Annotated in this window: 5 protein-coding genes; all 5 read left to right on the plus strand. The window is 34.6% G+C overall.

The window, feature by feature from the left end; all coding sequences use genetic code 11:
- Positions 1–83 precede the first annotated feature (83 nt).
- Positions 84–575: an NUDIX domain-containing protein gene (locus A6M55_RS14730; RefSeq protein WP_064198313.1), complete on the plus strand. Its 492-nt coding sequence runs from the start codon at positions 84–86 to the stop codon at positions 573–575.
- 404 nt (positions 576–979) lie between these two features.
- Positions 980–4,624, plus strand: a complete 3,645-nt coding sequence (locus A6M55_RS14735) for a T9SS type A sorting domain-containing protein (RefSeq protein ID WP_064198314.1) — start codon at positions 980–982, stop codon at positions 4,622–4,624.
- A gap of 326 nt (positions 4,625–4,950) precedes the next feature.
- Positions 4,951–5,388 (plus strand): 50S ribosomal protein L11, encoded by a 438-nt coding sequence (rplK, locus tag A6M55_RS14740; protein WP_015029305.1) that lies wholly within the window; start codon positions 4,951–4,953, stop codon positions 5,386–5,388.
- 154 nt (positions 5,389–5,542) lie between these two features.
- Positions 5,543–6,241, plus strand: coding sequence for a 50S ribosomal protein L1 (rplA, locus tag A6M55_RS14745; protein WP_015029306.1), 699 nt, complete (start codon positions 5,543–5,545; stop codon positions 6,239–6,241).
- Between the two features lie 2 nt (positions 6,242–6,243).
- On the plus strand, positions 6,244–6,367 hold a 124-nt coding region (rplJ, locus tag A6M55_RS14750), incomplete at its 3' end, for a 50S ribosomal protein L10 (protein ID WP_082893046.1).

Genomic DNA, 6,367 nt, shown 5'->3' on the forward strand with positions numbered 1-6,367 from the left:
CCAAAAAGGTTAATTCAAGCTTATGAGGTAGTAATAATCAATACTTCATAAGCTTTTTTATAAGGAATAATTCAATATTTATTATGACATTCCCAGAAGGCTTAAAAAGATTAGCGGTTATGTGTGTCTTAAAAAACGAAAACAAATTTTTGTTATTAAAACGCCTCAAGGAGCCCAATAAAGATACATACACACCAGTTGGCGGAAAGCTAGACCCACATGAAAGTCCATATAAGGCCGCTTTGCGAGAAACCTTTGAAGAAACAGGTATAAAAGTAGAGCAAATGAAATTTTGTGGAATACTGACTGAAAGTTCGCCTACAAAGTATAATTGGACTTGCTATGTTTATTTAGCCGAAATCGAATTCATTCCACCTCCGCCATGTAATGAAGGAGATTTAGAGTGGATTACTCTTGATAATCTACTCAATCTACCAACTCCTAAAACAGATTGGTTTATTTATCAGTATCTTTTATTGGGTAAAATCTTTGTTTTTAATGCCGAGTATGATGAAAATCTGAATCTTCTGAAAATGAATGAAGAAATAGAAAATGTTTCAGTATTTAAATTCTAATTCAAATATTTAAAAATGAGAATGCGAGACATGCATTTTAGATGATGATTTAACTATTCGAAACTATGTTAAGTCTATTAAAGGATATTTCTACTTAAATTTTGGCCATTATGGCTAATAATCGGCATTTTTTGCATGATTAAGTTGAAAAATAAAATATTTAAGAAAACTACTGTTTGCGTTTAAGGGATAACAATAATTTAATTTTTCGGAATTTTAAAGATGTCGTCTCAAATTCTTAAGCCGCAGATGACGCGGATTTTTAAGCAATTATCGTCATCTGTGTGCCATCATTTTTAATTGTGACAGTATCTTTCATAATTCCGATTTTTTTAATAAATATTTAATAACTTGCTCTGCTTTTATCATTTTAACCCCAAATTTTCTGTATTTTATTAGTAAATATGAATAGAAACCTATACGCATTTTTGTTAATTCTATTTTCACTCACACAACAAAATGTCTTTTCTCAGGCCGATGATTGGCGTGCCATGATTAATGGTCAAAAAGTTAATTTCTATGAAGTCCAAAAGCTTTTTCTTGAAGAATTAAGTAAAAACCCTAATATGCCTAATTATGAAAAATTTAAAGAGTGGGAAGCTTCTGTTAAACCAAGGATTGATTTAAATGGAAATATTTTGGACATTGATCTGAAAGAAATTGAAAATTTTGAGAAAAATAGTCGTTCCAGACTTGCAAATGTCAATCCTAATTGGAGGCTAATTGGCCCAATGAATTCCCCAAAAAATTTGAATGCAGTATCGTTAGGGAGGATTGATTGTATTGCTTTTGATTCTCGTGATAAAAACATTTTTTATGTTGCATCGCCTTCGGGAGGTGTTTGGAAAACAGAAAATGCAGGGACTACGTGGAAACCCATATCTAACGACTGGACAACACCCTATGTAGAGTATCTTACAATTGATAAAAATCCCGATATTCTTTATGCTACAGGCCCCAATAAAGAAAACTTATATTGGAAGACAAAAGATGCAGGAAAAACATGGGAAGAAAAAGAAATGCCTTTTGTAAATCCTTCAAGAAAAAATGAAGTGTATAGAATATATGCCAATCCGCATCAATCAAATATGCTTGTTGCACATACGCTCGAAGGGATAATGTATTCGATGGATGGTGGTGATAGTTGGACAAAAGCAATTCAGCCTAACGGTTTCCCATATTCTTATAGTGGATACGGAGACCTTGAATTTCACCCAACAAATCCTAATATAATCTATGCCTCTTTACATACGGTAAACTTTACAACTGGAATGCCTGGCATAGAGTTTATAGTTTCTGAAGATGGAGGTAAATCTTATAAATTAACAAAGAGTTTTTCTGCGGGATATAGTATTGGAATGATGCAAATAGCGGTTTCTCTTGCAGCACCTAAAAAGGTATATCTACTTGTTTCAAAAAATACGAATAGCTCATTTGATGGGGTGTATGTTTCAAGTGATGAAGGAAAAACTTTTGAAAAAGTGAGTGATGAAAACTCTATTGTTGGATTCAGTGGTTCCACTTATACTACCACTATGACCAATGTATTGGGGGGACAATTTTTTCATAATTTCTCACTCAATGTATCTCCTTTAGATTCAAATCGGATAGTGCTTGGAGCACAAGGCTTTTTGCAAACTACCAATGGAGGCAAAAAGTGGGAATCACTCATTGCTGGCGACTTTAAAGAAAATGTTCATACAGATATTCAATTTATTGCTTTTCATCCAATAACGAATAAAGTAATTGTATGTAATGATGGTGGTTTAGTAAAAGAATCTGAACAATATGGCGTAAAAAAGTTTGAATCTTTAAGTAATACACTTGCCACTTCTCAGATTTATGCAATGTGTCAAGGTTTTGAAAATCCAAATGATTTAACAATAGGTCTTCAGGATAATGGATATATAACAACAATCGATGCTAATAATTGGCTTGGTATCGTATTTGGTGATGCAATGGCAGCTGCTATTTCAGATGATTCAAAGAAAATGTATTTAACAAATCAAATGGGAAGGGTTTTTCGAGCAAATATTAACTTTAAAAGTAGTAATGAAGTAAAATTTGATAACAAGGAAATAACCCCCATTAATAGTGAATATAAACCATTTGTTACAAGAATTGTAACATATCCTCATACCTTTAATAAGTTACTAATTGGGCACGAACATCTCTATAAATCGTCGAATGCTGGCGAAAGTTGGACAAAATTAACTTTGCCCAAAAATAATTTTACAGCTATAACGGCATTTGCCATTGCACCAACAGACACAAGTACGCTTTTTGCTGCAGACGAACGAGTTGATTTTGTGGATAACAAGATTGTTGGCAGTATGTATAGGTCATTAGATGGGGGTAAAAGCTGGGATATTTCATATTTACCTCACAATGAAAAAAAGAATGCCCAAACAGCTATTCGTAAAATATTGCCTCATCCTAAAAAGAAAAATCATTTATGGGTAATTACAAACCTTGGTAGGGTCTATCAATCTACTAATAATGGTAATTCTTGGAAAGACTACTCGGGTTCATTACCAATTGTTATATTAAACGATATTGTTGTTCAAAATAATAGTGCAGATGCACTTTATTTAGCAACCGCAAGAGGGGTTTACTATAGAGATTCTACTATGAACGATTGGATGCCCTATAATACAGGTCTTCCAGCTGTAAATATTACTCAATTAGAAATTAATTATCGTGGCAAAGGTTCACTGAGAGCATCAAGCTATGGTAGAGGTCTTTGGGAAGCTGATTTAATGCAGAAAACAGTAAAAAATGTAATAACGGGCGAATTATTCAATATACCCACCTGTGCTGGAGGAAATATAAATATTCCTTTCTCAATTCAAGGAGAATTTCCTGCTTATTCGCCAAACTATATCGCTGAAATAGCCCCTTTGGAAGAAAACTTCAAAAAGCCAATCAAAATAGGTATTGCAAGTGTTAGCCCAGTAAATGCCCAATTTCCTAATACTCTAAAAGAGGGAATGTATCAAATTCGAGTTCAAAATGAACTTGAAAGTTCAAGTTTTGAGCCAATTACGTTTTACTATAAGCCAGAACTTATTCCGACCCCGAAAGCAAATGATTTTGCATATTGTCATAATAATGGCGTAAATATTAATACTTATGTTAATGGAAGTGATATAAAATGGTATAAAACAGCCACTGATATAGCTCCAATTTCTAATGTGTATGAAGTCTTGGAAAATCAAAAAGGGAGTATTTCATTGTATGTTTCACAGACAGTAAAAGGGTGTGAAAGTGATAAAACTATTATCAATATAAAGGCTAATAATAAACCAGAGCCATTGAAACTTTTAGAGCAATATCAATATTGTTTGAATCAAAAATTTGATATTGATGATTTAAAAATAAGTGGAGAAAACCTACAGTGGATAAGTGCTGATAGATGGGTGATGTACGTAAAACCCACTATTGATACAAAGGTCTTGGGTAATAATATCTTTTATGTTAGATACAAACCCTCAAATTTTGATTGTTACAGCGATATTTCAACTGTAAACATCTACGTTGATGATAAACCCAAAGCTCAAATAGATGGAGCAGCTACAATACAACAAAATGAAGAAACACAGCTAAGTGTTAAGCTTACAGGGTATAGTCCTTGGAAATTAACACTCAATAATCAAACGTATGATGTTGAGAAAAGCCCATTTGCTATAAAAGTTAAAGGCGAAAAAACTCAAAACTATCAATTACAGTCAGTTTCGAATATTTGCGGAACAGGGCTTGTTTCGGGTGTATTTCAGTTGACGGTAATTCCAATCACATCATTGGAAAGTATAGAAAAAAGTAGATTTAAGGTTTATCCTAATCCAGTAAAAACCCAATTAACCATCGAGTTTGAAGGTTCACAAGGAAATGTGACTGCGGAGTTGTTTAATTTGGCGGGCAAGACAATTTTTTCGAAGACAATCAAACCCAAAGAAACAATAGATTTTAGAGATATAAATATTGGGGTGTATTTGCTGAAGATTAAGGAAAATAATAGTGTCATTGAATACAAAATTGTAAAAGAATAGGCCTGTAGAAAAAGAGATTTCGGCAGAATTTCAATCCAAAAACTCGGCAAGTTAAAATAATGTTTAAAAGCTAAAACATTTTTAATCAAACCTTTGCATAATTAAAGGCAAAGTTCTACCTTTGCACTCCGATTTTCGAGACTTGTGTAAACATCTCTCTGAATTGGAAGAAATTTCCTATAAGTCTTGATACTCTAATAAGTGTCGCTTCCCCTGACTAATGGTTGATTTCGAAACCAATGACCAAAGTAAATAGAGTTTGTTACCTTTATTTACAGCCGTCAGATTCTTTTTTTAACAACATTCCTTAAAACATCTGAAAGACAATGGCGAAAGACATCGCAGGTTATGTGAAACTTCAGGTAAAAGGCGGTCAAGCAAACCCAGCACCACCAATTGGTCCGGCATTGGGTTCAAAGGGCTTGAACATCATGGAATTTTGTAAGCAATTTAACGCACGTACTCAAGATAAAATGGGTATGGTTTTGCCAGTAGTAATTACTTATTACACTGACAAGTCGTTCGATTTCCAAATCAAAACTCCACCCGCTGCTATCATGTTGTTGGAAGCAGCTAAAGTAAAGACTGGTTCTGACCAACCAAACCGTAAGAAAGTTGGGTCGGTTAGCTGGGATCAAGTGAAAACAATCGCTGAAACCAAAATGCCAGACTTAAATTGCTTTACTGTTGACTCAGCAATGAAGATGATTGCCGGTACTGCTCAAAACATGGGTATTACAATCACTGGCAACAAGCCGTTTTGATGAACTAGAATGTTGAATAAAAAATGCAGAATGGGTTTCCCATTCGCATTTTAAGTTCAAATTCAAATTTCTGATGAACCTCTCGCTTCGGCGAAAATTATTTTTTCACTGGGAGTTAGAATTAAATTTCTAACGCTAAAACCAAATTAAGCCAATGGCAAAATTAACTAAAAAAAGAAAAGAGGCGAATGCTAAGTATGACGCTACAAAAGCTTACTCGTTGACAGACGCAGCAGGTATTTTGAAAGAAGTAGCATACACAAAATTTGACTCATCTGTGGACGTACACGTTCGCCTTGGGGTTGACCCTCGTAAAGCTGACCAAATGGTTCGTGGTGTAGTTGCATTACCACACGGTACTGGTAAAACTGTTCGTGTTTTGGTTCTTTGTACACCAGATAAAGAAGCAGATGCGAAAGCAGCAGGTGCTGACCACGTAGGTTTAGACGAATACATCCAAAAAATCGAGCAAGGTTGGACTGATATCGATGTAATCATCACAATGCCAACTGTAATGGCAAAATTAGGTAAGTTAGGTAAAATCCTCGGTCCTCGTGGTTTGATGCCAAACCCTAAGTCTGGTACAGTTACTTTGGATGTTGCAACGGCCGTTAAAGAGGTGAAAGCTGGTAAAATCGACTTTAAAGTTGACAAATCAGGTATTATTCACGCTTCAATTGGTAAAGTTTCATTCTCACCTGAGAAATTGGCTGAAAACGCCAACGAATTGATTCAAACTTTGTTGAAATTGAAACCTTCGTCTGCAAAAGGTACGTACGTGAAAGGTATTTCACTTGCAAGCACAATGGGTCCTGGTATTCAAGTTGACAAAACAACCATTAATGGATTGTAATCATGACAAAAGAAGAAAAAGGAGCAATAATCGATGAGCTTGCAGAGAAGTTTGCGAATACACCTTACTTCTATATCACTAATGCATCTGGTTTAAACGTGGGTAAAACCAACGAATTACGCCGTC

Source organism: Emticicia sp. MM (genome assembly GCF_001649495.1).

Excerpts from the sequence above, each read along its gene's own strand:
- rplA (WP_015029306.1), top strand. The coding sequence starts at position 5,543 with ATGGCAAAATTAACTAAAAAAAGAAAAGAGGCGAATGCTAAGTATGAC.
- A6M55_RS14730 (WP_064198313.1), top strand. The coding sequence starts at position 84 with ATGACATTCCCAGAAGGCTTAAAAAGATTAGCGGTTATGTGTGTCTTA.
- rplK (WP_015029305.1), top strand. The coding sequence starts at position 4,951 with ATGGCGAAAGACATCGCAGGTTATGTGAAACTTCAGGTAAAAGGCGGT.
- A6M55_RS14735 (WP_064198314.1), top strand. The coding sequence starts at position 980 with ATGAATAGAAACCTATACGCATTTTTGTTAATTCTATTTTCACTCACA.